We start from the raw sequence: 21,030 nt of genomic DNA, 5'->3' as shown, positions 1-21,030 counted from the left end.
TCGTCCCGCAAGGGGGACTCCATGCGCGCACGTGACACGACGGGGCGCCGGGTCGAGGACCGTTCCCGCCCGCTGCTGCTCTCCATCGACCTGCAGACCGGCCGGATCACGGCCGCCGGAGAGCTCGACCGCGCCGTCGCCCACCGGCTGGGCGACGCCCTGGAAGCGCTGTCCCTGACCTGCCACCGCACCTGGACCGTCGACACCTCGGGCATCACCTTCTGCGACGCCGAGGGGCTGCGGGTGCTCGCCGCCGGGGAGGCCCTGGCCGGCAGCCGGGGCTGCACCCTGCAGCTGGTCGAACCCGCACCCTTCACCGCGCGCCTGCTGCGCGCGGTGGGCATGGGGCACCTGCTCGACGAGCCGGCGGCGCGGTCCGCCCGGAGCCGGGTCCCCCTCGGCGTGGCCTGAGGACGCTCCCCCGCCGCGGCCGGCCGGCGTCCGACCCGGACGCCGGCTCGGCCCCGTCCCGAGGCTCGCCGCGAGCCCTGAGGCCCTCTTGCAGGGTCCCGCCGTGAGCTTGCGAGTGGCGGGGGGCAAGGGGGTCCTTCACGAGGAGGACGGGGTCCTTCCTCAGGACGACGGGGTAAGCCCCCGGACCCGCTCGATGAGCTCGCGCTCGCACACGTCGAGGAAGCCGTCGGGGTCCGGGCCGGTGTTCTGCAGCACCAGGTGGTCGAAGCCGGCGTCCGCGTAGGGCTGCGCCTGCTGCACGTGCGCGTCGAGGTCCGGACCGACGGAGAACTGCTGCCGGATGTCCTCGGGCTTCACCGTGGCGCTGGCCGCGTCGAAGTTGACCGGGTTCGGCAGCTCGCTCATCACCTTCCAGCCGGTGACCGCCCAGCGGGCGGTCTCCAGGGCGGCCTGGACGGCGGAGTCCTCGTCGGCCGCCCACGCCATGGGCACCTCGGCGTAACGCGGGCCCGAGCCGCCGGCGTCCCGGTAGGCCTCCACCAGGTCGCTGCGCGGCTCGGTGGCGAACAGCCCGTCGCCGAGCTCGGCGGCGATGGCGGAGGCGTTGTGCCCGCCGGAGGCCACCGCGATGACCGGCAGCTGGTCGGGCAGGTCGAAGAGGCGGGCGTCCTCCAGCTGCAGGTACCGCCCGTCGTAGGACTGGTAGCCGCCCTGCCACAGCAGCCGGATGATCTCCAGCGCCTCGCGCAGCATCGCGTGCCGCGTGCGCACCGCCGGCCAGCCGGCGCCCACCACGTGCTCGTTGAGCCGCTCGCCGGAGCCGATGCCGAGGGTGAAGCGGTTGCCCGAGAGGAGCTGCACCGTCGCCGCGGCCTGGGCGATCACGGCCGGGTGGTAGCGGATCATCGGGCAGGTGACGCCGGTGGCCAGGCCGATCCGCTCGGTCCGCGCCGCCATCGCGCCGAGCACCGACCAGGTGAACGAGCTGTGGCCCTGGACGTCGAGCCACGGGTGGAAGTGATCGCTCATCTCGACGAAGTCGAAGCCCGCCTGTTCGGCGCGGACCGTCTGGCGGACGAGCTCGTCCGGTCCGAAGGCCTCGGTCGCGAGCTTGTAGCCGACCTGCATGGTCGTCGTCCTCACTGTCGGGTGCGGGTCCGCGGGGGCCTGCCCTGCCGGTCAGGTGCGGAAACGGCGCGCCGGACCGCCCGGTCCGGTCGGCCGGGACGGCTCCCGGCACCCGGGCGGCGGCCGTCCCGACCATCCCGTCGGTGCGGACGCGGCGTCACCTAGGGTCCCGGCCATGGCGGAGCAGCAGCTCAGGACGGTTCTGGAGGGTGGCGGGTTCTTCGAGGGCCCACGCTGGCACGAGGGCAGCTGGTGGGTGTCGGACTTCTACCGGCGCACGGTCAGCCGGGTGACGCCGGACGGCGCGGAGATCGTCGTCGTCGAGGTGGCGGGCCAACCCTCGGGGCTGGGCTGGCTGCCCGACGGGTCGCTGGTGATCGTGTCGATGAAGGACCACCGCGTGCTGCGGTACGCCGACGGGACCCTGTCCACCCACGCCGACCTGACCGAGCACTGCGGCGGGCACCTCAACGACCTGGTGGTCACCGACGCAGGGCAGGTGTTCGTCGGCGACTTCGGCTTCGACCTGATGGGCGGCGGGGACGCCCGGACCGCGTCCCTGAAGCGCATCGACCCCGACGGCACGGTGTCGGTCGCCGCGGACGGGTTGCAGTTCCCCAACGGGATGGTGATCCCGCCGGACGGCGGCACGCTCGTCGTCGGCGAGACCCTCGGCAACCGGTACACCGCCTTCGACCTCGGCGCCGACGGCGCGCTCACCAACCGGCGCGTGTGGGGGCCGCTCGGGCCGGAGGTGACCGGCCGGACCACCGAGGAGGTGCTCGGCCAGCTCACGGTGGCGCCGGACGGCTGCACGCTGGACGCCGAGGGGTACGTCTGGGCGGCCGACGCGGTCGGCGGCCGGGTGGTGCGGGTCGCCGAGGGCGGCGCGATCGTCGACGAGGTCGCCGCGCCGGAAGGGCTCGGCGTCTTCGCCTGCATGCTCGGCGGGGACGACGGTCGCACGCTGCTGATGTGCTGCGCGCCGGACTTCTACGAGCACAACCGGGCGCCGGTGCGCGAGGCGGTGCTGGTGGCGACCGAGGTCGACGTGCCGCAGGCCGGGCGGCCGTAGCCGCGGCGGGGGTCACGCGGGGGCGATGACCCGCACCGGCTCGCCGCGGAGGAAGGCGGCGACGTCCTCGACGGCGTCGCCGTAGAAGACGCGGTAGGTGTCGCGGGTGACGTAGCCCAGGTGCGGGGTGAGCACGGTGCGCGGCGCCCTGCGCAGCGGCGAGTCGGCGGGGAGCGGCTCGCGGTCGTAGACGTCGAGGCCGGCGCCGGCGATGCGGCCCGCGGACAGGGCCTCGACGAGGGCGGCCTCGTCGACGATCGGCCCGCGTGAGGTGTTCACCAGGATCGCGCTGCGCTGCATGCGGGCGAGCTCGTCGCGGCCGACCAGCCCGCGGGTGCGGTCGGAGAGCACCAGGTGGACGGTGACGACGTCGGCGGTGGCGAACAGCTCGTCGCGCTCGACGCGGCGGACGCCGGCCTCGGCGGCGCGCTCGTCGGTCAGGTGCTGGCTCCAGGCGACGACGTCCATGCCGAACGCCGAGCCGATGCGGGCGACCCGGGTGCCGAGCCGGCCCAGGCCCACCACGCCGAGGGTGGCTCCGGCGAGGTCGGTGCCGACGGTGCGCTGCCAGCCGCCGGCCCGCAGTCCGGCGTCCTCCTCCGGGACGTGCCGGGCGACGGCCAGGATGAGCGCCCAGGTCAGCTCGACCGGGCCGGTGGGGTGGGCGCCGGTGCCGCAGACGGTCACGCCGCGCTCGGCGGCCGCGGCGACGTCGATGGCGGCGTTGCGGGCACCGGTGGTCACCAGCAGCCGCAGCCGCGGGAGCCGCTCGAGGAGGCTGCGCGGGACCGGGGTGCGCTCGCGCATGGCGACGACGACGTCGAACCCGGCCAGCCGCTCGGCGACGGCGTCCTCGTCGTCGAGGTGGTCGGCGAAGGCCACGACCTCGGCCGCCCCGGGCAGCCGCGACCAGTCGGCGAACGTCCCGGACACGGACTGGAAGTCGTCGAGGACGGCGATGCGCAGCACGGTCCCCGAGCATGACGGCGGCCCCCGCCCGGTGCGAGCCGGGGGCCGCCGTGCGGTCAGTGCGGGACGGTCAGCGCACCGGCCCGCGGCCGTAGCCCCGGCCGCCGCCCTGCTTCTTGTTCTGCTCGCCCATCTTGGCGATGAACTCCTTGATCTTGGCCTGGTTGTGCGGCTTGCGGGCCTCCTGGATGACCTTCGCCGCGAGCCCCGACGCCAGGACCTTCCTCAACATGCCAGCCATGTCCTCGTCCCTCCTCGATCCGGTTCCCGTGGTCGTGCCCGATGGCGGAGCGGTCCAACCGCTCACCCGACCCTCAGCTGACCGTTATCTCACCGTTACCTGGTGTTCGGACGCTCCGGATGTGGCCGAAGTCCCCGACAGCCTCCTGACCTGCAGGTTCGCGAACAGGGTCTTTGGTCCACCGGAGCCGTTCGCGCTGGTCGGCACGGCGATTCGCGGTTCGGTGGGAGACGCCGTCCGGAGGACCCGCCCGACTTTGTCGCAGTGGACGAGCCGCACCTACCGTTCCCGCCGTCCGTAGGGCCGTTCGTCGCCTGCCTGGTGACACCCGCCGGACGCCGCCGAACCGTGTGCCGGTCACCGACCGGTGCGCGGGCCGGGGACCCACCGCAGCACTGGGGTGAAGCGCGACCTCGTCGCGCCGGGCGACTCCCCCGTCCGAACCCGTCAGCTAACCCGGTAGGCGGTCGTGGAGAACAGGAGAACCGTCGTCGATGACGACTGCCCGCACGTCCTTCGCTCGTCGCTCGTTCCGCGGTGTCGCCGTCGCCGCCATCGCCGGCGCCGGGATCGCCCTCTCCCCCCTCCCGGCCTCGGCCGCTGTGGGTGGCGCCACCGGTCCGGCGCTCGCCGCAGCCCCGGTCGCCGCGTCCAGCAGCGCCGCGTCCAGCAGCGCCGCCCAGAAGGCCGTCGACACCGCGCTGGCCCAGCGCGGTGACATGTACCTCTACGGCGCGACCGGTCCCGACCGGTTCGACTGCTCGGGGCTGACCAGCTTCGCCTACAAGGCGGCCGGCGTCTCCATCCCGCGCACCTCGAAGGCCCAGTCGACGTTCGGCACCCCGGTGTCGAAGGGCGACCTCAAGCCCGGTGACCTGGTGTTCTTCTACAGCCCGGTCTCGCACGTCGGCATGTACATCGGCAACGGCCTGATGGTGCACTCCTCCAGCGCCGGCAAGCCGGTGGCGGTCACGAACCTCGACTCGATGCCGAGCTACGCGGGCGCCCGCCGGGTCGCCTGACCCCTGGACGCGGCGAGATCGCCGATCCCGCACGGCCACGACGCTGGAGCCGGGCGGGATCGGCGGTCTCGACGGGCCGTCAGCGGCAGGGGTGCGGCGGCTGATCGGCCGGTTGCAGCGAGAACACCGCTGCGGCGTCCTGCGGCCAGGGGCGCAGGAAGAGCAGGTCGTACCGCTCGTTGAGCAGCGCGTCGGGGCCGGTGGTGCCGACCAGCTCCAGCAGCCGGCCGGCGCCGTGGTTGCGGTAGCGGCGGAGCTCCTCGCCGCAGGCCACGGTCAGCACGTCACCGACGGCGCCCATGACGACGACCGGAGCCCAGACGTCGTCCGGACCGCTGTCGCAGAGCAGCACGTGCGTGGGGTGGACGGCGTGGCCGGCGGCGTGGCTGCTGCACGGCACCGTCCGGCTGCTGCTCGCGGCGGTCGGCTCGAGCTCGTGATCGGTCACGCCGTGCTCCTGTCCTGCGGTCCCCTCGCCGGCTCGGGCCGGCTGAGGACAGTGCAGCACCGGGGCGCTGTGGTCCGCGCGCCCTGGACGCCGCGGTCCCCCGATCGCCTGGGTGACGGCGGGCTCCGGTGACCCAGCGTCGGGAACGGCGAGCGTGCGCCGCTCCCGGCGGGTAGTCCGGCTGTGTGGACGGACGCACGCTGCTGCTGGGTGACTGGACGCCGGTGATCAGGGACGGCATCGACGTCCTCCGGCTGGTGATCTTCGCCGGGGCCGCGGTGTACGCGGCGAACGGGCAGTGGGGGTCGGCTGCGCTCCTGACCGCGCTGGGCAGCATCACGCTCGTCGCGCGGCTGGTGAACCTGCCCCGGCTCTACGACCTGTCGCTGACCCTCGGCATGGCGCTGCAGGGGTTCGGCGAGACGTTCGGCCTCTACGACGAGTTCGTCCGGTTCGACGACCTGGTGCACTTCACCCTGCCGATGCTCACGGCCCCGGTCGTCTACATCGCCCTCGCCCGGCTGGACGTCGTCCCGGACCCCCGCGACGAGACGCACCTGCGGCACTACGTCGGCATCGGCGTGGTGACCGCGGCCCTGGGCATCGCCGTCGGGGCGCTGTGGGAGCTGTTCGAGTGGCGCTCCGACGCGTGGTTCGGAACGCAGCTCTCCGAGGACAACGACGACACCAACGGCGACCTCTTCCGCGACACGCTCGGATCGCTCGCCGGCGCCGCGCTGCTGGTCGTGTGGGCCCGCTACGGCTGGGGCTCGGTGCGGCGCATCCCCGGGGTGAACACGCACGAGGAGGTCAGCGCCTGACGGGTGGTCCTCCGAGCGTGTGCACGATGCACACGTGACCCTGCGCATGCACCGCTCGCACCGCGCCGCCGGCGCGCTGGTCGGCTCGGCCGTCGGCGACGCGCTCGGCGCGCCCTTCGAGTTCGGCCCGCCCGGCCGGTTCAGCGCCCGCTTCCCCACCCCGGCCCGCGGCACGCACACCGAGATGTGCGGCGGCGGGTCGTCGGGGGAGGAGCCCGGCGAGTTCACCGACGACACGCAGATGGCGCTGCTGGTCGCCAGCTCGCTGGTCGAGCGCGGCGGGCTGGACGAGGCCGACCTGTTCGACCGGTTCCGCACCTGGGCCGCGGCCGACCCGCCGGGCATCGGCGACCAGATCCGCGCGGTCCTCGGCTCGGGCCTGCCGTGGGACACCGCCGCGGCCGAGCACTTCGCCCGCTCGGGACACGCGGCCGGCAACGGCTCGCTGATGCGCACGACGCCGGCCGCGATCCGGTTCGCCCGCGACGGCCGTGGAGCCAGCATGGACGCCGCCCGCCGGATCTCGGCGCTCACCCACGGCGACCCGTCGGCCGGCGAGGGCTGCGCGGTCTTCCACGAGCTGGTGCGGGTCGCCCTCGACGGCGGCGACCCGCTGGCCGCGATCCCGGCGGCGCTGGAGTCGGTGGCCGGCGAGCACCGCGACCGGTGGGCCACGGTGCTGGCCCCGGACTGGACTCCCGAGGACGCGACCGAGTCGAACGGCGCGGTGTGGCCGACGCTCGGCGAGGCGGTGTGGGCGCTGCGCCACGGCCGGGACTTCGCGGAGGTGCTGCGGCTGGTCATCGACCTGGGCGGCGACACCGACACCGTCGCCTGCGTCGCCGGCGGGCTGGCCGGGGCGGTGTACGGGATGGGCGGCATCCCGATGCGCTGGGCGTCGGTCGTGCACGGCAGGGTGCCCGGCTCCGGCGAGCGGGTGTGGCGGCTGGCCGACCTGCAGCAGTTGGGGGCTGCGCTCGACGGCGGCGCGCGGCAGAGCTACGACCCCGGGGTGATCCCGCGGATCGGCCCGCGCGAGGTGCTGCCGGGCATCTGGGCGGGCAACCTCGACGGCGCCCGGTACAGCGAGCAGGACTTCGCCGTCATCTCGCTGTGCCGGCTCGGCGAGCCGTTCCCCCATCCGCTGCACCGGATGGCCTACATCGCCGACGACGAGCACAACGCCGACCTCGACGCCATGCTGGCCGACGTCCTCGACGACATGGCCGCGCTCCGCGCCGAGGGCCACCGGCTGCTCGTGCACTGCCACGGCGGCGCCTCGCGCACCGGCCTGGTGCTGCGCGCCTGGCTGGTCCGCGAGCGGGGGATGACGGTGGACGAGGCCACCGCGCACGTCGCCGAGCGGTGGGAGCACCTGGGGCTGTGGAACGACAGCTTCACCGCCGCGCTGCAGCGCCTGCAGGCAGGACCGCGACCGGGCTGACCGGTTCTGCACCGGGCACCCTGACGTCCGTGGTGCACGAGGGGACTCCCCGGTGGCCGCGTCGCGCCGGCCCCGGCCCGGTGGTGGCGCTCGGGAAGCTGGTGGCCGACCAGCTGCTGGAGCTGTCCGCGCCCCTGGTGGTCGGCGGGCAGCAGCGGGTGGTGCGGACGACGACGGCGGGCGGGGCGCCTGCCAACGTGACGGCGAACCTGGCGCGCCTGGGTGTGCCGGCTCGGCTGGCGGGCTGGGCCGGTGCCGACCCGCTCGCCGACGGGCTGCTGGCCGCGCTGGCCGAGCGCGGTGTCGAGACGGCGGTGGTGCGCCGCGGCCGGGCGCCGCTGTCGACGGTGCTGGTGCACCCGGACGGGGAGCGGACGTTGCTCACCGACCGCGGGGAGGGCGGGCTGGAGCCGGCCGACGTCCGCCCGGAGTGGTTCGCCGGTGCGGCCGTCGTCCACCTGGACGGCTACGACCTGCTGCGCTTGCCCGAGGCGGTGCGCACCGCGGCGTCCGCGGCGCACGACGCCCGGGTGCCGGTGAGCGTCGACGTCGCCGCCGCGACCCGGATCGAGCGTCACGGGATCGGCGCGTACGTCGACCTGCTCGCCGGGCTGCGGCCGGACCTGCTCTCCTGCAACGCGGCCGAGGCTGCGGTGCTGGGGCTGGACGGGCACCGGCCCGGGTGGGCGCCGGAGCTGGTGCTGGTGCACGCCGGTGCGCACCCGACCCGGGTGGGAACGCGGGCCGGCACGGAGCAGGTGCCCGTGGAGCCCCTGCCGGGAGGGCGGCTGCGCGACACCACCGGCTGCGGGGACGCCTTCGCCGCCGGGGTGCTGGCCGGCTGGCGCGCCGGGGTGCCCGTGCTGGACGCCGTCCGGGCCGGTCACGCAGCGGCGGCGGCGGTCGCCGGCGTGGTCGGCGGGCAGCCGCCGTCCTGACCGTCGCCAGGGATCAGGTCGCGAGCAGTTGGTGCACGTAGCGGATCGCGATCGAGCCCTCCCCCACCGCGGAGGCCACGCGCTTGACCGACCCGTGCCGGACGTCACCGACGGCGAGCACCCCCGGGACGCTGGTCTCCAGCGGCACCGGCGGGCGCCCGAAGGCCCGGAGCGCGTCGGCACTGAGGTCCGCGCCGGTCATGATGAAGCCGTCGAGGTCCCGCTCGACGATCGGGGGCAGCCACTCGGTGTGCGGCCGTGCGCCGATCATCAGGAAGATGGCGTAGGCGCAGACCCGTTCCAGTTCGCCGCTCGCACGGTCGTGCAGCACCAGGTGGTCCAGCCAGCCGTCGCCACCGCCGTCGACGACCTCGGTGCCGGTCCGGACCTCGATGTTGGGCGCCTCCTCGACCGCGCGGACCAGGTAGTGCGACATCCCGGCGGCCAGCGATGCGGCGCGCACCACGAGGGTGACGCGCTTGGCGTAGCGGGCCAGGTGCAGGGCGGCCTGCCCGGCGGAGTTGGCCCCGCCGACGACGTACACCTCCTCGCCCGAGACGAGCGGCGCCTCGGAGGCGGCGGCGCCGTAGAAGACGCCGGCACCGTGCAGCTCCTCGAGGGACGGGACGCCGAGCCGGCGGTAGCTGGCCCCCGTCGCCAGGACGACGGTGCGACCGGCCACCACGCCGCCGTGGGCCAGCTCCAGGACGGTCGCGTCGCGCTCGCGGCGGAGGTGGGTGACCCGCTGCATGAAGGCGAAGCGGGCGCCGAGCACCCACGCCTGCTCGTAGGCCCGCCGGGCGAGGTTGCCGCCGGAGATGCCGCGAGGAAAGCCGAGGTAGTTGCGGATCGACGAGCTGGACGTGGCCTGGCCGCCGAGGCCGGCCGAGTCGATGACCAGGGTCCGCAGTCCCTCGGAGGCGCCGTAGACGCCCGCGGACAGGCCGGCGGGTCCGTTGCCGACGATCACCAGGTCGTAGCGGTCGCCGTCCGGCTCGATCGTCGTCCCGGCGGCCCTGGCGATCTCGATGTCGGTGGGGTCCTCCAGCACCGACCCGTCGGGCATGATCATCAGCGGGAACCGGCACTCGCCCACGCCGTCCAGGAGCCGCTGCCCCTCGGTCGAGCCGGCCAGGTGGAACCGGTGCGGCATCGCGCAGCGGCCGAGCACCTCGCGCAGCTCGTACGCCCGGCCGGCCCAGGCCTCCCCCACCACGTCGACCGTGTGCGGGGCGGCGCGCTGCGACTCGGCCCACTCGAGCAGGAAGCTCGCGACGGACTGGTGGAACTGCTCGTCGCGCGGCGGCGCGGGCCGGACCAGCCAGTGGTCGATGCGCCCACGGGCGATCGCCTCGAAGATCGCATCGGCGGTGCCCGGGTCCCCGACGTGGCTGTACGGGATCAGCAGGGCGCGTTCGGCCTGCGGGAACAGGCGCCGCACCTCACCCAGCAGCGTCGTGCCGGGCGTGTCCGCGACCACCTCGGCGGCGAGCACCAGGGCGACCTGCTCGCCGGCCGTCGCGAGGTCTTCCAGCGTGGCGAACGCGTCGTCGATCGAGGACAGGCAGCAGACGCGGTAGTCGCTCTCGTACCGGCTGCGCAGCTCGCGCTCGACGTCGGCCAGCCGGTCCGGGTCGTGGTCCACCGCGACCAGCAGGGGCGTGCTCGTGCCCAGCTGGTCCGGTCGCCGCGCAGGCGTTCCCGACACGACCCGACCGTAGGAACGGTCGACCTCCGTCACCAGGCTCGAAGGTCCCTGCCACCTGGTCCGCAGCGCGTCCGCTATCCGGCGCCGCGCGTCCCGGCGAGGACGGCGTCCGGCACGTGCACCACCGGCTCCACCGTGAAGGACGAGGGCGCGTAGGCGGTGGCGAAGTACTGCAGGTCGGCCGGCTCGTCGGTCTCGACGACGGCGTACCCGCCGAGCCCGACCCGGGCGACGAACTGGCGGATGGTGAGGCTCGCCGGCTTCTGCCCCGTGGCGAAGGCCGCGAGGACCCGCTGCTGCGCTGCCCGGTACTCCGCGTCCGAGCCGGTCGGCTGCTCCTGCCAGGTGACGACGTACTCCATCGCGCTTCCCCCCTCGTGCACCCCGTCGGGGAGAAGGCTCCCGGGGAGCGGAACGGCGCCGACAGAGGACGACGACCCTGCACGGCCGCCGTTCCGACGCGGCCGTCCACCTGCGGCGGCTGCTCCGGCGGCAGGATGGGGCATGGGCTCGACCAGGGAACGCCCGATCCTGCTGCTGGACGTCGACGGGGTGCTCAACGCGGCCCGCGTGGACCTGCCCGAGGGCTGGCAGCGGGGCACCTTCAACGGGTACGTGCTGTCCTGGAACCCGACCATCACCGCCCGGCTGCGGGAACTGCACGAGTCCGGCCGGGTGGAGATCCAGTGGCTGACCACCTGGACGACGGACGCCGACCGGCTGTTGGCCGAGCCGATGGGCCTGCCCCGCGGGCTGGTGACCCACGCCCGCGCCGACACCGCGCCGACCGGGTTCGCCGGCGTGTTCGACGGCCGGTCCAGCTGGTGGAAGCTGGCCGCCGCCCGCGCGGTCGCCGAGGCCGAGCCCGACCGGCGGATCGTGTGGGTCGACGACGACCTGGCCGAGCAGGCGGCCGACACCGGGGAGTGGCTGGCCGCCCATCCGCACGTGCTGGTGGTCGCCCCGCACCTGTTCGTCGGGCTCACCCACGAGCAGCTGGACGCGATCGAGGCGTGGCTGTGAGTCGGGCGACCCGGACGACGACGGGAGCTGGGACCCGCAACCTGAGGTGCTCTCGGCGACCTCAGCCCCTGCTCACAGGTGTAAGCAGGGGCTGAGCTCCGCCCGCGGAGGTCTCGTCCTCCGTGAGGTCACCCTGCCCCGCAGCGAGGGCAGGGGACGAGCGTCGGAGTGCGGGTCCGGCTACGCGGTGGCGCGGTACGACGTCGCTCCCGGCTCGAGGCCGCCCGCTGGAGCGGACGCCGTCACCCGGTCCGCAGCGAGTCCCGGTACTCGATCCCGCGCGTCTCGGCGGCGACGGCGTCCATCACGTCCATGACCGGCTCGACGGTGAAGGAGAAGGCCGCGTAGACGGTGGTGAGGTACTCCAGGTCGGCCGGCGCCTCGGTCTCGACGACGGCGTACCCGCCGAACTCGCCGAGGCGGACGACGAACTGGTGGAAGGTCAGGCTCTCCCCCCTTCGAACGTCGCACAGGACGACGAGGCTCCCGAGGAGCGGAGCCGCAACGCAAGGAGGACGACGACACCGAGCGGACGACGGTCGCCATCTCGACGCGTCGACACGGCGCGTCCACCCGTCGCAGCCGCTCCGACGCCAGAGCCGAACACCCCTGCCTCGACGGCGACGGCGACGGCGACGTCGACCGGGCCGGCCGCGCCGGGTCAGGGCACAGTTCCTGCCACGGATTCCCGGCGGACGTCGAGCTGCGCCGGCTTGCCGACCGTCCCCTCCGACCTCCGCCGGGTCTCGGCCGGCATCGGCAGCATCGCGCGGCGAAAGGTGTCGGCGGAGTAGTCGAGGGCGCCGGCCACGGCCTCGTGCAGACGGAACAGCGACCGTATCGTGAACGGCTCGTCCAGGAGCGCGTCCGGATCGGGGCGTTCGGCGTAGGCCATCCGCACGTCCGCCGCGGCTCGCCGCACGATCTCGTCGTGGTCGAAGAGCAGTCCGTGGACGTCGTCCACCGGCCGCACGCGCACGTCCTCCGCCCCTGCCACGAGCAGCGGCTCGACCGCCCGCCACGGCAGCGCGGCGACGTGCGCGACGGAGAGGACCCAGCCACGGTCGTCACGGCTCGGGTCGTCGAACGCGTGCAGCTGGCGCGGCACGACCTCCGGCGTCAGCCCGGCCTTGTCCCGCAACGACCGCCGGACCGCGACGGCGAGGGTCTCCTCCTCGTGGAGGAACGTGCCGGGCAGTGCCCACTCCTGCGTGCGTCGCTCCCCCGCCCCGGCGGACGACCAGGACCGCTGGGGGGTCCTCGGCCGAGGTCGACGTCGTCGAGCAGCCGACGACCGGCAACTCATGCCCCGATCTCGGATACGACCACGCCCACTGCTGCGAGTGAGCCGCGCGCGTAGCGCGGCCCAGTTGCTAGCATTGCCAGCAGAGGAGGGGGCCGTGGCCGCCATCAGTGTCAGAGGTCTCGACGACGACGTCCGCGAACGGTTGCGGGTTCGCGCCGCACGCAACGGAAGGTCCATGGAGGCGGAGATCCGCGAGATCCTCACCACAGCGGTCAGCGAGGCCGAGCCGTCCGCCGACCTGTTCTCCACCTTGCGGAAACGCTTCGGCGATGCCGGAGGCGTCGAGCTGTCGATCCCACCCCGGACCTCGCCGGCGCGGGCAGCGGACTTCTCCGAGTGATCGTCCTCGACACGAACGTCGTGTCCGAGCTGATGCGCCCCTTCCCGGACACGGCGGTCACGACCTGGATGGGCGCGCACGCGAGGGAATCCCTCGTCACGACTGCGATCACCGTGGCCGAGATCCGCTTCGGTCTCGCCCGGCTCCGTGACGGACGGCGTGCCACCGAGCTACGGCAGCTAGCCGACGAGGTGCTCGGCGCCTTTCCCGGTCAGGTCCTCCCCTTCGACACCGCCGCCGCCGGGCTGTACGGCGACATCGCGGCGGCACGAGAGCGTGGCGGGCACCCTGTCGACGCCCTCGATGCGCAGATCGCCGCGATCTGTCGCGCTCACTCCGCCTCGCTGGCCACGCGCAACTCCCGGGACTTCGTCGGCACCGGCGTCGAACTCCTCGACCCCTGGCGAGCCTGAGATCGATCCGTCGCTCCCGGCGGCGGAGCGTCAACGCACGACGGTTGCCATCTCGACCAGCCGGCACAGGGCGTTGACCTGGCGCAGCTGCTCCGGCGTCCGCACCGCGGCGTCCAGCAGCTCCTCGCTCATCACCACGACCGCCAGCGCCTTGGCCCGCGAGACCGCGACGTTCAGCCGGTGCAGGTCGTAGAGGAACGAGACGCCGCGGGGCGCGTCCTCGGCCGAGGTCGACGTCATCGAGTAGACGACGACCGGCGCCTCCTGCCCCTGGAACTTGTCCACGGTGCCGACCCGAGCGCCGTCGGGCAGCGCCCGCCGGATGAGTGCGACCTGGTTGTTGTACGGCGCGACCACCAGCACGTCGTCCGGACCGATCGGCCGCTCGACACCCTCGGCGTCGGTCCAGCCGATGCCCTGCAGGGAGCGCCACAGCTCGGCGACCGTTGACGCCTCGTCCGGCGAGGCCGCCATCGACGGCTGCACGTGCTCGACGAACCGGGCGGCGAGCCCGCTGGCCCAGCCGTCCACGGCGATCCGCTCGCGGCCGGCCGCCGACTCCAGCCGGCCCTCGTACGCCAGGTCCGACACGAACGCGGTCAGCGCCGGGTGCATCCGGTAGGTGCGGTCGAGGAAGACGCCGCGGTCCTCGGGCACGGTGGGGTGCCCGTCGAGCAGGTGCTCCAGCGCCGAGAGCCCCGACTCCCCCGGGTGCACGGCCTGCGTCGGCTGCGCGAGCTGTTGCGGGTCGCCGAGCAGCACCAGCGACGTCGCCGACCGGGCGACCGCGACCGCGTTGGCCAGCGAGAACTGCCCCGCCTCGTCGATCACCAGGACGTCGACCGCCTCGGCCAGGTCCTCCCGGCACCAGAACCACGACGTCCCGCCGACGAGCGACGCCGAGCCGTCGAGCAGCCGGCCGGCCACGTCGCCGGCATCGCGGGACCACTCGACCCCCGGTGCCCCGCACGCCTGGGACTCCTCGCACTTCTGCAGCGCCGGCCGGCCGACGGCGCTCAGCACGTTGCCGATCACCGCGTGGGACTGCGCCGTGACGCCGACCTTCTTGCCGGCGTCGAGCAGCGCGCGGATCAGCCGGGACGCCGCCCGCGTCTTGCCGCTGCCGGGCGGCCCCTGCACGGCCAGCACCTCGCCGTCCAGCGCCAGGCCGAGCCGGACGACGGCGTCGCCGGCCTCCTCCCCCGGCAGCCGGCGGGTGTCCGGGGGGACGACGCGGTCGAGCAGCCGCTGCCCGAGGCAGGACTCCCCGGCCAGGACGGCGTCCGCGGTGGCCTTGATCGCCGCGCGCAGCTGCTCGTCGTTCAAGGGTCCCTCCGGACCCAGCCCGCGCGGGCCCGCCGGCGCCTTGGTGCTCTTCACGACCACCCGCCCGGCGACTGCGTCGAGCGCGCGGACCTCGCCGATCCGCGCCCGGCTGTCGACGTCGAAGGCGGGCTTGCCGACCGAGAGCTTGGCGTCCTGCGGCGGAAAGGTGAACTCGTAGAGCTTGCTGCGCTTCTCGGTGCCGATCTCGACCGCGGCGGACAGCCCGCCGAGCGCCGTCCGGTCCTCGACGAGCTGGTCGTCGTCGAGCTCGCCGCGGCTGAAGAACTCCCACCAGCCGGGGCGGGCCTCGCGGCGGTGCCATTGCACCAGGTCGCCGAGCAGGTCGTGCCCGCGGTCCTGCAGCTGCTCGACCAGGGCCAGCTCCGCGACCTCGGCGCCCGACCGCGGGGCCGGGACGGCGATCTCGGCCACCCCGGGGCGCGGCTGCGGACCGTGCAGCGCCTCCAGCTCGGCCCGCTCGGTCTCCAGCCAGTCGTGCAGCTCGCGGGTGGAGTCGACGTCGTCCTTGTTGTAGTCCTCGATCGACCGCAGCCGGGCCGGGTCGCGGTCGATCAGCCACTTCTCGTACTCGACGACGCTGCTCATCGCGTCGGCGACGTCGCCGGTGTGCGCGCGCCCGTAGAGGGCCTCGACCTTCTTGATCGAGTAGGACTCCCCGCTGATCCGCATCGCCTGGCGGACGACGGGATAGAGGTCGACGAACCGCTCGGCGCGCAGCAGCTGGTCGAGCTCGGCCTCGCGGACGCCGTACCGGCCGGTGAGCCGCTTGAGCGCGCTGACCTCGTAGGCGGCGTAGTGGTAGACGTGCATGCCGGGGTCGGCGCGCCAGGCGTCGACGATGCGGTCGACGAGGTCCTCGACCATGCCGCGCTCCTCGGCGGCGTCGTGCGCCCAGAGGGCGGTGAAGCCGCCGTCGCGGGTGCCCAGGCCGGCGAGGTACTCCAGCCCGTCGCCGTCGCCGGCGAGCGGGTCGCCCTCGAAGTCGAGGTAGAGGTCGCCGGCGCTCGGCTCGGGGAGTCTCAGCAGCCCCTGGGCGGTCTGCGGGGGGAGCAGGGTGCGGGTGGGGGTGCCGGCCGCGCGGCCGCGGAGCTGCTCGCGGGCCTGGTCGCGGAGGCGCTCGCGGGTCCCGCGGCTGATGCCGGTGGCGCGGAGGACGTCGTCGGGTGCGTCGGCGAGCTGCTCGAGCGTGGCGATGCCGGCGCCGTTGAGGGCGGCGCGGTGGTCGCGGCGCATGCCGGCGACGAGGCTGAGGTCGTCGCCGGTGCGCAGCTCGGTGGAGCAGCGTGGCGCCCAGGTGCACTGGTCGCAGTGGGCGATGGGCACGGGCGCGGTCGGCGTGGGGTGGGCGATGAAGGTCTGCAGCCGGGCGCGGGCGCGGCGGGCGTAGGCGGCGACGTCGACCAGCCGCCACGGGCGGGTCTCGCCGTCGCCGGTGACGACGCAGATCCGCTCGGGCTCGCGGCCCTGCAGCGTGGTGAGCCGGTCGGCATAGGTGGCCATCTGCAGCAGCGCCGGCACCTTGATGCGGCGGGCCAGCTTGGCGTCGGCGACCTCGTAGGACCAGTCCCCGAGGTCGGACGGCTGCTCCACGCGCAGGAGGAAGTCGGCCTGGCCGCCCCAGGTGCCGTCGAACAGCGTCGCCTGGTGGACGACGTCGACGCCGGCGCGCATCGCCTCTCTCGTCGCCGCCTCACCCCGGCTGCCCTGGAGCCGCGCCACGGTGAGCCCCTGCTCCTCCAGCGACTCCAGGTAGCGCAGCTCGTGCGCGATGCCGAGGTCGGCGACGAGCACCGTCTGGTCGCCCACGCCCTCGGCCGGCGGGTCGAGGCGGCGCTCGGCGACCTGCAGGTTGAGCGCGGTGAGGTGGGAGCACTCCTGGTGCCGGGTGAGGTCACTGGGGCTGAGGACCAGCCGGCCGTCGACGCGGTACACGGCGTCAGCCCTCGATCGGGTGGACGGCAGGCAGGGAGTGGACGGCGGGCAGAGAGAGGTGGAGCAACGTTCCCCCGTGGTGCGACGTACAGGGCCTCAGGGACCCTCGCACGGACGGCGCCGTCCCGGGATCTCCCGCGCCGTCGCCGGACCCCCGGACCGGCCTGACCCGGGGAGCCGGCGGCCGGACGGGGATCGGCGCTCCCCGGGGGTGACACGGCTCCGCCTGCACTCCCCTGCGCTGCTCGTGCCGGCCGGCCGGTACGACGAGGGCCGGGTCCGCCACGAACAGGTCGCGGCGCACGTGGCCGGGACCGGCTACCGCGCCACCGGTGGCTCGGCTGGGCTCCGGAACCGGCCCCGGGCAGGACCGGCCTGTTCACCGGCCCGGGCACGGACCGAGGTCGAGGGTCGACCGTCCCGCCGCCACGGGTGTGATCAGCTCCTGCAGGCGGGCCGTCTCGTCGGCCGGGAACCCGTCGGCCTGCCAGTCCGGGAGCTGGTCGACGATCGAACGCGCGTATCCCTGCACCACCGGGGGCGGCGTTCCCTGCCGGACCTCGACGCACGACGGGGGACGGTGTGGATTATCGGTGAGTGCGCATCCACTCCGGCACGTGGCTGCCGTCGGAAACCGCTCCGCACCCGTGCGGTCGTCGCGACCGTGGTCACGGCCGCAGGTCGATCACCACCAGCGGTCCCGTTCCGCTGCGCGCCGACCGCGGCCAGCGGATCGCGTAGGTCTGCCGGGCTGTTCGCCAGTCCGGATCCCCGGGCTCCACCACACGCGCCGTCCCCTCGTGCAGTCGACCGGCAAGGCGCACGGTCACCGGCTGCGGCGTGCGGAAGTTGCGCCACCACGTGGCGTGCTGCCAGTGCTGGGGCCGCACCACGAGGTGGTCGCCGGCGCCGGCGTACTGCACCGGCAGCACATACTGCCGCCCACTGCGCCGCCCGGTGTAGCGCAGTTCGATCGCCGAGCCGCTCAGCAGCCGGTGCGCGCGCGACCGCAACACGGCCAGCACGACGGCATTGCCCTGCGGCAGCTTCATGCGCTTCCGGGCGCGGTGCGACCACTGCCGCCTCCGCTGGTCCGGAGCCGCGACGACTCCGTGCACCCTGGTGGTGTCCGGCTGCCTGGCCATGCTCTCCTCCTCAGCTGTCCGTCCGACCTCGGCCGGGTCCGCTCGGGGGCTCCGCCGCCCGGGCCGGGGAGCCCTCGATGGTGCGGAGCCGACGTGCACTGCAGGGCCACCGCTCGACGGAGGACGTCGCGGGCCCCGCAGATACCGGCGCCCGACCAGCGCCGCGGGGAACGGCTGCGCACGCCGTCCCTCGCGGGTCGGGACGACAGGAGCTCCCGGCTCAGGAGGACGGCGCGGCTCGCCACCGGACCCGCCAGTCCGGCGGCTCCCACGCCTCTCCGACGTAGATCGTCTCGCGGGACACCTTGTCCCCGCGGAACTCGTAGATGGCGGGGCCGTAGTTCCACGGCCCACCGTCGTAGCGAGCCCGGACCTCCGCCACCCAGAAGTCGTCCCGGCCCCGTACGCGCAGGACCTCCAGCTCGACCTCCGCCGGGTAGCTGCGCCGCCACTCCCGGAAGTTCTCCACACCCTCGAACCGCTCCCCGGACTGCGGGAACTCCAGGACGGCGTCCTCGTGGTAGATCTCGCTCGCCCTGTCCTCGTCGCCGGCCCCGCTGTAGCGGATGTAGTGCTCCAGCGCCGCGCGGACGGCCTCCTGGTCCATGGCCCCCGATGCTCCTCGGCGACGGCGCGCGCATCGACGGGCACGGGCACCGGCACGACCGCACCGGCTCCGCGCCCGTCGGCGTCCGACCGGGTCCCGCCGCGGGGTGCCCGCCCCTACCCTCGGTGCCCGCCGGGTCCGTTTCCCCGGCCCGCCCACTCGGGTCGAGTGACCAGGGCCCGGGAAGCGGAGCCTGGAGGGGTGGACGGCATGGAGCGGACCACAGGGACGGCGCTCCCGAGCCCCCGCCCGCCGCGCGCGACGGCCACCCCGCCGGAGGCGCCGGTGCGCGCGACCGCTCCGGTCGCGGGGAGCCGCACCGACGAGGAGATCACCGGCTACGAACGGTCCCCGAGCGACGTCCTGCGCACCGTCGCGTTCGCCGTCCTCGCCCTGCTGCTCGTCGCCGTCACCCGGTGGTCGCGGGACGAGTTCACCGCGCTGGACGAGGACCTGGTGCAGCGGTTGTCGTTCCTGACGCCGACCGTCGGCCGGATCCTGGCCGGCGCGGTGGCCCTGCTGGTCCTCGCCTCGATCGTCGGAGCCTGGGCGACGCCGCTGGTGACCCGCCGCTCCCGGCTGCTGGGGCACCTGCTGGTCAGCGGCGTCCTCGCGGTGCTGCTGCTGCTGCTGGGGGCCGACTGGTTCGTCGAGCGGGGCGACGCGGACGCGCTGGTGCGCGAGGTCGGGCGGCGGGGCGGCGTCGACAGCACGCTCACCGTGGACGGCCTCGCGGTGATGGCGGCCTCGTTCGTCGTCCTGGCGCCGTTCGTGTCCCGGCGCTGGCGGCGCGCCGGGGCCCTGCTGCTGGCGCTGGTCACGCTGCTGCGGCTGCTGGTGCCGATCGCGCACCCGGGCACGCTGGCGGTCGCGCTGGTCCTCGGCGCCCTGGCCGGCTCCGCGACACTCCTGCTGCTCGGCCGCCCCAGCCGCCGGCCGACGCTCGGCGCCGTCGCCGCCGCCCTGACCGGCAGTGGCCTGCACCCGGCCGACCTGGCGCCGGCGGTGGTCGACGCCCGCGGCTCGGTGCCCTGCGTCGCCACCCTCGCCGGCGGCGACCGGGTGTTCGCCAAGGTCATGGGCGCGGACAACCGGGCCGCGGACCTGCTGTTCCGGGCCTACCGCTTCCTCCGGCTCAAGGACGTCGGGGACGAGCGGCCGTTCTCCTCGCTGCGCCGCACCGTGGAGCACGAGGCGCTGGTGTCGCTGCTGGTCCGGGACGCCGGTGCGCGGACCCCCCGGCTGCGCGCCATCGCCCCGGTGGGATCCGACTCCTTCCTGCTGTCCTACGACCTGATCGACGGCACGACCCTCGACAAGCTGTCCGACGACGCCGTTCCCCCGGCGGTGCTGTCCGGGATCTGGGAGCAGGTCGCCGTGCTGCGCCGGCACTCCGTCGCCCACCGCGACCTGCGCCGGGCCAACATCCTGCTCGACCGCACGGGCTCCCCGTGGCTCATCGACTTCGGGTTCAGCGAGGTCGCCGCCTCCCCCGCGCTCCTCGACGCGGACGTCGCCCAGCTGCTCGTCGCGCTCGCCCTGGACGTCGGTGTCGACCCGGCCGTCGACGCGGCGGTCGACCGGCTGGGGCCCGAGGCCGTGGCCGCCGCGCTCCCCCGGCTGCAGCCCAACAGCCTCAGCGGCGCCACGCGGGAGGCACTCAAGCACCGCAAGGACCTCGTCCCGCAGATCCGGGCGGCCGTGTGCCGGCGCAGCGGGGTCCCGGAACCGAGGCTCGCGGACCTGGGGCGCATCCACCTCAAGACGGTGCTCACGGTCATCATGCTGGCCGCCGCCACCTACCTCCTCGCGCCGCAGCTCGGCGACGTGGGCGGCATGGTCGCGCGGGTCCGGGACGCCGACTGGGTGTGGCTGCCGTGGATCCTGGCGATGTCCGCGCTGACCTACGCCGGCGCCACGCTGAGCATCGTCGGCGCCGTTCCCGCCCGGCTGCGCCTGCTGACCACCGTCGTCGCCCAGTTCGCCTCCTCGTTCGCCAGCAAGCTGGCACCGGCCGGCCTCGGTGGGGCGGCGCTGAACGTGCGCTACCTGCAGCGCAGCGGCGTCGACCTGCCGGTGGCCACGTCCGGGGTCGGTCTGAGCTACGCGGCCGGCTCGGTCGTGCACGTCGTCCTGATGGTGGTCTTCGCCGTCTGGGCGGGGCGGTCGGCCTTCGGCTCCCTCCGGCTGCCGCACCCGCAGGCCGTGCTGTGGGGGGTGTCGGTGGTCCTCGCGCTGGCCGCCGCCGCGCTCGCCGTCCCGGCGGTCCGCCGGCTCGTCGTCGGGAGGGGGGTCCCGCTGGTCCGCCGGTCGGTCGAGGGGATCGGCTCCGCCGTGCGGCGCCCCGGGAAGCTCGCGCAGCTGCTGGGCGGCGCCGCCGTGGTCACCCTCGGCTACCTGCTCTGCCTCTACCTGTCCACGCGGGCCTTCGGCGGCGGCCTGGACCTGGCGACCGTGGGCGCCGTCTACCTCGCCGGGGCCGCTCTCGCGGCCGTCGCTCCCACGCCGGGTGGCCTCGGCGCCCTGGAGGCCGCCCTGATCGCGGGGCTCGTCGCCGCCGGGATGGACCACACGGTCGCCGTCCCGGCCGTCTTCCTCCACCGCCTCGCCACGTTCTGGCTGCCGATCCTGCCCGGCTGGGCCGCCTTCGCCTGGCTCCGCAGGTCCGACTACGTGTAGGAGGAGACGACGATTGACATCTCTGCGCCC

At 74.7% G+C, this 21,030-nt stretch carries 21 protein-coding genes and 1 riboswitch; of the genes, 10 read left to right on the top strand and 11 right to left on the bottom strand.

Annotated elements, in window-relative coordinates; all coding sequences use genetic code 11:
• The first annotated feature begins 21 nt into the window (after window positions 1-21).
• Entirely contained in the window at window positions 22-411 is a 390-nt protein-coding gene (locus BUB17_RS08695) for an STAS domain-containing protein (RefSeq protein WP_072916494.1), read from the top strand.
• Between the two features lie 162 nt (window positions 412-573).
• On the opposite strand, the gene BUB17_RS08690 is transcribed toward BUB17_RS08695, so the two are convergent.
• A complete protein-coding gene (locus BUB17_RS08690) occupies window positions 574-1,542 on the bottom strand; it encodes a TIGR03557 family F420-dependent LLM class oxidoreductase (RefSeq protein ID WP_072916490.1) in 969 nt (322 codons plus the stop codon).
• Between the two features lie 175 nt (window positions 1,543-1,717).
• On the opposite strand from BUB17_RS08690, the gene BUB17_RS08685 reads away from it, so the two are divergent.
• Window positions 1,718-2,617: an SMP-30/gluconolactonase/LRE family protein gene (locus BUB17_RS08685; RefSeq protein ID WP_072916488.1), complete on the top strand. Its 900-nt coding sequence runs from the start codon at window positions 1,718-1,720 to the stop codon at window positions 2,615-2,617.
• Between the two features lie 12 nt (window positions 2,618-2,629).
• Here the strand turns inward: BUB17_RS08685 and BUB17_RS08680 are convergent, their stop codons facing one another.
• Both BUB17_RS08680 and BUB17_RS26730 read right to left on the bottom strand, forming a co-directional pair.
• On the bottom strand, window positions 2,630-3,586 hold the full coding sequence (locus tag BUB17_RS08680; protein ID WP_208983345.1) for a D-2-hydroxyacid dehydrogenase family protein: 957 nt from the start codon (window positions 3,584-3,586) through the stop codon (window positions 2,630-2,632).
• Window positions 3,587-3,656: 70 nt separating this feature from the next.
• Window positions 3,657-3,827, bottom strand: coding sequence for a hypothetical protein (locus BUB17_RS26730; protein ID WP_175561319.1), 171 nt, complete (start codon window positions 3,825-3,827; stop codon window positions 3,657-3,659).
• Between the two features lie 348 nt (window positions 3,828-4,175).
• A riboswitch (cyclic di-AMP (ydaO/yuaA leader) is annotated at window positions 4,176-4,309 on the top strand.
• 12 nt (window positions 4,310-4,321) lie between these two features.
• On the opposite strand from BUB17_RS26730, the gene BUB17_RS08675 reads away from it, so the two are divergent.
• Window positions 4,322-4,849 carry a C40 family peptidase gene (locus tag BUB17_RS08675; protein WP_072916485.1) on the top strand — a complete coding sequence of 176 codons (528 nt, stop codon included), beginning with the start codon at window positions 4,322-4,324 and terminating at the stop codon, window positions 4,847-4,849.
• Window positions 4,850-4,928: 79 nt separating this feature from the next.
• On the opposite strand, the gene BUB17_RS08670 is transcribed toward BUB17_RS08675, so the two are convergent.
• Window positions 4,929-5,297: a hypothetical protein gene (locus tag BUB17_RS08670; protein WP_072916483.1), complete on the bottom strand. Its 369-nt coding sequence runs from the start codon at window positions 5,295-5,297 to the stop codon at window positions 4,929-4,931.
• 185 nt (window positions 5,298-5,482) lie between these two features.
• Between BUB17_RS08670 and BUB17_RS08665 the strand changes: the two genes are divergently transcribed.
• The 3 genes from BUB17_RS08665 to BUB17_RS08655 are packed head-to-tail and all read left to right on the top strand — an operon-like array spanning window position 5,483 to window position 8,500.
• The gene (locus BUB17_RS08665) at window positions 5,483-6,118 is read left to right on the top strand and encodes a DUF2238 domain-containing protein (protein ID WP_072916479.1); all 636 of its coding nucleotides are present in this window, start codon (window positions 5,483-5,485) and stop codon (window positions 6,116-6,118) included.
• Between the two features lie 34 nt (window positions 6,119-6,152).
• Complete coding sequence (locus BUB17_RS08660; RefSeq protein ID WP_072916476.1) at window positions 6,153-7,562, top strand: ADP-ribosylglycohydrolase family protein; 1,410 nt, start codon at window positions 6,153-6,155, stop codon at window positions 7,560-7,562.
• Window positions 7,563-7,591: 29 nt separating this feature from the next.
• Complete coding sequence (locus BUB17_RS08655; RefSeq protein WP_175561318.1) at window positions 7,592-8,500, top strand: carbohydrate kinase family protein; 909 nt, start codon at window positions 7,592-7,594, stop codon at window positions 8,498-8,500.
• Between the two features lie 13 nt (window positions 8,501-8,513).
• Here the strand turns inward: BUB17_RS08655 and BUB17_RS08650 are convergent, their stop codons facing one another.
• On the bottom strand, window positions 8,514-10,208 hold the full coding sequence (locus tag BUB17_RS08650; protein WP_083606191.1) for an NAD(P)/FAD-dependent oxidoreductase: 1,695 nt from the start codon (window positions 10,206-10,208) through the stop codon (window positions 8,514-8,516).
• Window positions 10,209-10,282: 74 nt separating this feature from the next.
• On the bottom strand, window positions 10,283-10,570 hold the full coding sequence (locus BUB17_RS08645) for a DUF3303 domain-containing protein (RefSeq protein WP_072916471.1): 288 nt from the start codon (window positions 10,568-10,570) through the stop codon (window positions 10,283-10,285).
• A 142-nt stretch (window positions 10,571-10,712) separates the two neighbouring features.
• On the opposite strand from BUB17_RS08645, the gene BUB17_RS08640 reads away from it, so the two are divergent.
• The gene (locus tag BUB17_RS08640) at window positions 10,713-11,231 is read left to right on the top strand and encodes an HAD domain-containing protein (protein WP_072916467.1); all 519 of its coding nucleotides are present in this window, start codon (window positions 10,713-10,715) and stop codon (window positions 11,229-11,231) included.
• Window positions 11,232-11,473: 242 nt separating this feature from the next.
• Here BUB17_RS08640 and BUB17_RS08635 read toward each other — a convergent pair whose 3' ends face one another.
• A complete protein-coding gene (locus tag BUB17_RS08635; RefSeq protein WP_244277075.1) occupies window positions 11,474-11,677 on the bottom strand; it encodes a DUF3303 domain-containing protein in 204 nt (67 codons plus the stop codon).
• Window positions 11,678-11,892: 215 nt separating this feature from the next.
• Window positions 11,893-12,537 carry an NUDIX hydrolase gene (locus tag BUB17_RS08630; RefSeq protein WP_141242957.1) on the bottom strand — a complete coding sequence of 215 codons (645 nt, stop codon included), beginning with the start codon at window positions 12,535-12,537 and terminating at the stop codon, window positions 11,893-11,895.
• Between the two features lie 94 nt (window positions 12,538-12,631).
• Between BUB17_RS08630 and BUB17_RS08625 the strand changes: the two genes are divergently transcribed.
• Together BUB17_RS08625 and BUB17_RS08620 are read left to right on the top strand one after the other, a co-directional pair.
• Entirely contained in the window at window positions 12,632-12,877 is a 246-nt protein-coding gene (locus BUB17_RS08625; protein WP_072916460.1) for a FitA-like ribbon-helix-helix domain-containing protein, read from the top strand.
• Entirely contained in the window at window positions 12,874-13,290 is a 417-nt protein-coding gene (locus tag BUB17_RS08620; protein WP_072916458.1) for a type II toxin-antitoxin system VapC family toxin, read from the top strand. The genes BUB17_RS08625 and BUB17_RS08620 overlap by 4 nt, the downstream gene beginning before the upstream one ends.
• Before the next feature lie 30 nt (window positions 13,291-13,320).
• Here BUB17_RS08620 and BUB17_RS08615 read toward each other — a convergent pair whose 3' ends face one another.
• The 3 genes from BUB17_RS08615 to BUB17_RS08605 all read right to left on the bottom strand — a co-directional run bounded on the left by BUB17_RS08615 (window position 13,321) and on the right by BUB17_RS08605 (window position 18,321).
• Entirely contained in the window at window positions 13,321-16,569 is a 3,249-nt protein-coding gene (locus tag BUB17_RS08615; protein ID WP_072916455.1) for a TM0106 family RecB-like putative nuclease, read from the bottom strand.
• Between the two features lie 668 nt (window positions 16,570-17,237).
• Window positions 17,238-17,714 (bottom strand): nitroreductase/quinone reductase family protein, encoded by a 477-nt coding sequence (locus BUB17_RS08610; protein ID WP_072916453.1) that lies wholly within the window; start codon window positions 17,712-17,714, stop codon window positions 17,238-17,240.
• A gap of 220 nt (window positions 17,715-17,934) precedes the next feature.
• Window positions 17,935-18,321, bottom strand: coding sequence for a nuclear transport factor 2 family protein (locus BUB17_RS08605; RefSeq protein ID WP_072916450.1), 387 nt, complete (start codon window positions 18,319-18,321; stop codon window positions 17,935-17,937).
• Window positions 18,322-18,531: 210 nt separating this feature from the next.
• On the opposite strand from BUB17_RS08605, the gene BUB17_RS08600 reads away from it, so the two are divergent.
• The gene (locus BUB17_RS08600) at window positions 18,532-21,000 is read left to right on the top strand and encodes a lysylphosphatidylglycerol synthase domain-containing protein (RefSeq protein ID WP_141242956.1); all 2,469 of its coding nucleotides are present in this window, start codon (window positions 18,532-18,534) and stop codon (window positions 20,998-21,000) included.
• Window positions 21,001-21,030: the final 30 nt, after the last annotated feature.

Origin of the sequence: Geodermatophilus obscurus (genome assembly GCF_900143215.1) — a bacterium.
In the GTDB taxonomy this organism is placed as follows: domain Bacteria; phylum Actinomycetota; class Actinomycetes; order Mycobacteriales; family Geodermatophilaceae; genus Geodermatophilus; species Geodermatophilus obscurus_A.
Note: the sequence above shows the minus strand (reverse complement) of the source record. Positions and strands in the feature narration are given on the sequence as shown.